Raw genomic sequence first — 3682 nt, forward strand, 5'->3', positions numbered from 1 at the left:
GTATAAGATAGATCCTCCTGAAAAACGGAGGATCTTATAAGGGAATAATACTCAGAAAATTTTAAAAACAAATTTAACGGGGGTTAAGTATAAATGAAAAATAAAGTTGAAAAACTGGATAAAGGAAATCCTGTTGCACTAATACCTTTATTTGTCTTTTTAGTCTTATATTTAGGAATGGGTATTTACTTCTCTATGCAGGGAGTGGAAATGGCATTTTATCAGTTTCCTGCTCCAATAGCTGCTCTAGTCGGAATTGTAGTTGCTTTCTTTATGGCTTCAGGTTCAATGGAAGAAAGAGTTTCATCTTTTGTTAAAGGTGCCGGAGAAAATAATGTTATTATAATGTGTATGATCTATCTGCTTGCTGGAGCTTTTTCAGCTGTTTCCCAAGCAGTAGGTGGAGTAGATGCAACTGTTAATTTAGGTCTTTCAATTATCCCATCTCAGTTTTTACTACCTGGGTTATTCTTAATAGCAGCTTTTATCGCAACTGCTATGGGTACTTCAATGGGAACAATTGGAGCTGTAGTTCCAATTGCTGTTGGTATTGCTTCTAAAGCTGCACTGCCATTACCATTAACTATCGGTGCTGTTATTGGTGGAGCGATGTTTGGTGATAACCTTTCTATTATCTCTGATACTACAATTGCTGCAACTCAGACCCAGGGTGTTGAGATGCGGGATAAGTTCAAAATGAACCTTTTAATTGTTTTGCCGGCTGCGATTCTTACTTTAGTATTCCTCTTTTTTGCAGGAGACACAGCAGTTCAGGCTTCACAATATTCTTTTGAAATTATTAAAGTAGTTCCCTATATTGCCGTTTTAGTCTTTGCCTTAATTGGTGTCAACGTTTTTATGGTTTTATTTGGTGGAATGCTTTTGTCAGGTTTAATTGGTATTATATTTGGTGATTTTACATTTATTGCAATGGCTCAAGAAGCATATGCTGGTTTTAATAGTATGACAGAGGTCTTCTTCTTATCCATGTTTGCCGGAGGTTTGGCAGCGATGATACGGAAAGAAGGCGGATTACAGTATCTAATTTATGCAATTTCCAGTCGGATTAAGAGCACCAAGGGTGCAGAACTTGGAATTGCTGCCTTAGTTAGTGTTACAGATGTTTGTACAGCAAATAATACTGTTGCTATTATCATTAGTGGACCACTTGCTAAAAATATAGCAATCGAAAATAATGTTGATTTACGACGTAGTGCTAGTCTTTTAGATATTTTTGCCTGTGTCTGGCAGGGAATAATTCCATATGGAGCTCAGATCTTATTAGCGGGTTCATTAGCTGAAATATCTCCGATCCAAATTATTCCTAATCTGCATTACAACTTCTTAGTTTTAATTGCGGGACTCTTAGCGATTTACTTCGCTTTCCCAAGTGCAGATAAACTTTTTGCTGAAAAAGCACCAGCACAGCAAAAAAATAGTGCATAATTAAAACTGATTCTCTAATAAAAAACATATAAATAAAAGATAACTGGAATAAAAATAGGTGGAGCGACAATTAGCTTCAGAAATTAGCTTAAATCATAATTTCTGGGCAAATTGGCTCCACCTTTTTAATGTTATAATTAAAAAAATTATTTAATTTCTTCTTTGTGTAAGAGCATTTCATCTAGACTGTCACCATCAACAACCATTGGGAACATTGTTTCCTCTTCTTCCATAATAAAGTCAAGTAGATAGGGCTTAGGACTATTGATAGCCTCTTCAATTGCTGGTCTTATATCTTCAACTTTTTCAATTCTGATTGCATTAAAGTTAGAAAAAGCTTCTGCTAACTTAACAAAATCTGGTATCATTTCTTCTGGACAATTTTCTCCTCCTGCAGAACAGTCTGGAGGACAGGAAACATCTTTTCTTAAACAGGTAGAGAAGTAATTTTTATCCTGATAAACTTCCTGCAGCTGTCTAATCATTCCCAGCTGTTTATTGTTGAAGATAACTATATTTACCGGTAGATTTTGTTTGGCAATTGTCGCCATATCCTGCATATTCATCATAAAACTGCCGTCACCAGCGATAGCTACAACTTTTTTATCTGGGTTGCCAAGTTGAGCTCCAATGGCAGCTGGAAAACCAAAGCCCATGGTACCTAAACCACCTGAAGAAATAAAAGATCTTGCCTCAGTATATTTATAATAATGGGCTGCCCACATCTGATGCTGTCCTACTTCGGCAGTAATAATTGTATTTGTTGGACTGATATTATAAATTTCTTCCATTACCTGGCGGTGGGTCAGCTTACCTTTTTTAGGCTGATAGGCCTTTTGATGATGCAGATCCCGCCACTCATTAATCTGCTGCAGCCACTCTGGGTGTTCATTTTCATTAATTTTTTTATTTAATTCTTCTAAAACAAATTTTACATCCCCTACAATTGGAATATCAATGTAGAGGCGTTTTCCAATTTCAGCAGGGTCAATATCAATGTGAATTATTTTAGCATTAGGGGCAAATTTATCAATTTTTCCGGTTACTCGATTGTCAAATCTTGCTCCAACTGCAATTATCAAATCAGCATTATGTATTGCCTTATTTGCCTGAGTTGTTCCGTGCAGGCCTAACATTCCCAGACTTAGAGGGCTTGTGCTGTCAAAAGAACCTAGCCCCATCATAGTTGTTGTAACAGGAATTCCACTCTTATTCGCTAGTTCTCTTAATTCCTGACTACCATTTGAGTTAATTACTCCCCCTCCAGCATAAATTACTGGATTTTTTGCAGTATTTATAGCTTCAGCTGCTTTTTTGATCTGAAGCCCATGTCCCTTTTTGGTCGGATTATATCCAGGCAAATAAACTTTATCTGGATATTCAAACTCTGCAGTCTGCATTAAAATATCTTTCGGCATATCAATTAAAACAGGGCCTGGTCTACCTGTTTGTGCAATGTAAAAAGCTTCTTTAATAGTTTGCGCAAGATCATTAATATCTTTAACTAAATAGTTATGTTTGGTTATTGGAGCAGTGACACCTCTAATATCTGCTTCCTGAAAAGCATCTGTCCCAATGGCAGACATCGGTACCTGGCCTGTAAAAGCAACAATCGGAATAGAGTCCATATTGGCTGTGGCCAGACCTGTAACCAAATTAGTACCTCCAGGGCCAGAAGTTGCTACACAAACTCCAGCTTTGCCGGTTGATCTAGCATAACCACCTGCGGCATGGATAGCTACCTGCTCATGGTAGGGCATTACAAATTTTATTTTTGATTTACGAAATTCTTCAAAAATCGGTAAAACGGCTCCTCCAGGGTATCCGAAAACTAATTCTACCTGCTCACGACTCAAAGACTCAATAAAGATTTCAGCACCTGATAGTTTTTTCATAATTTCAACTCCTCTTAATATTTAGATTATAATTTTTAAAAATATAAAAAACCCCTCATCGCAAATAACAGCTTAAATCTATTATTTGGGACGAGAGGTTTAATCACGTGGTACCACCCTAATTCACTATTAATGAAGTTAATAGCCTCAATAAGTACTTTTGAAAACAAAATAGTACTTCAGCACAGATAACGGATGCAAAACTTAGCCGATAAGACCTACTTGATTCAGCCTTACTGTTCAAGGATGAGAGTAATAATAAAATAGATACGGCTTCCACCAGATACCGATTCTCTGTCATCATATTTTTATTATTCATTTCCTATCATAACATTTTTAAT

General features: G+C 36.6%; 2 protein-coding genes and 1 other annotated feature. Of the genes, one reads left to right on the forward strand and one right to left on the reverse strand.

From position 1 onward, the window contains the following. The first annotated feature begins 93 nt into the window (after positions 1-93). On the forward strand, positions 94-1446 hold the full coding sequence (locus tag CI949_RS18360) for a Na+/H+ antiporter NhaC family protein (RefSeq protein WP_290769072.1): 1353 nt from the start codon (positions 94-96) through the stop codon (positions 1444-1446). Between the two features lie 146 nt (positions 1447-1592). Here CI949_RS18360 and ilvB read toward each other — a convergent pair whose 3' ends face one another. Beyond that, positions 1593-3341 carry a biosynthetic-type acetolactate synthase large subunit gene (gene ilvB / locus CI949_RS18365; RefSeq protein WP_290769074.1) on the reverse strand — a complete coding sequence of 583 codons (1749 nt, stop codon included), beginning with the start codon at positions 3339-3341 and terminating at the stop codon, positions 1593-1595. An 83-nt stretch (positions 3342-3424) separates the two neighbouring features. Next, positions 3425-3679: a binding site (T-box leader), on the reverse strand. Positions 3680-3682: the final 3 nt, after the last annotated feature.

Source organism: Halanaerobium sp. (genome assembly GCF_003070835.1).

Coding starts and splice junctions, on each gene's coding strand:
- CI949_RS18360 (WP_290769072.1), top strand. CDS start 94: ATGAAAAATAAAGTTGAAAAACTGGATAAAGGAAATCCTGTTGCACTA.
- ilvB (WP_290769074.1), bottom strand. CDS start 3,341: ATGAAAAAACTATCAGGTGCTGAAATCTTTATTGAGTCTTTGAGTCGT.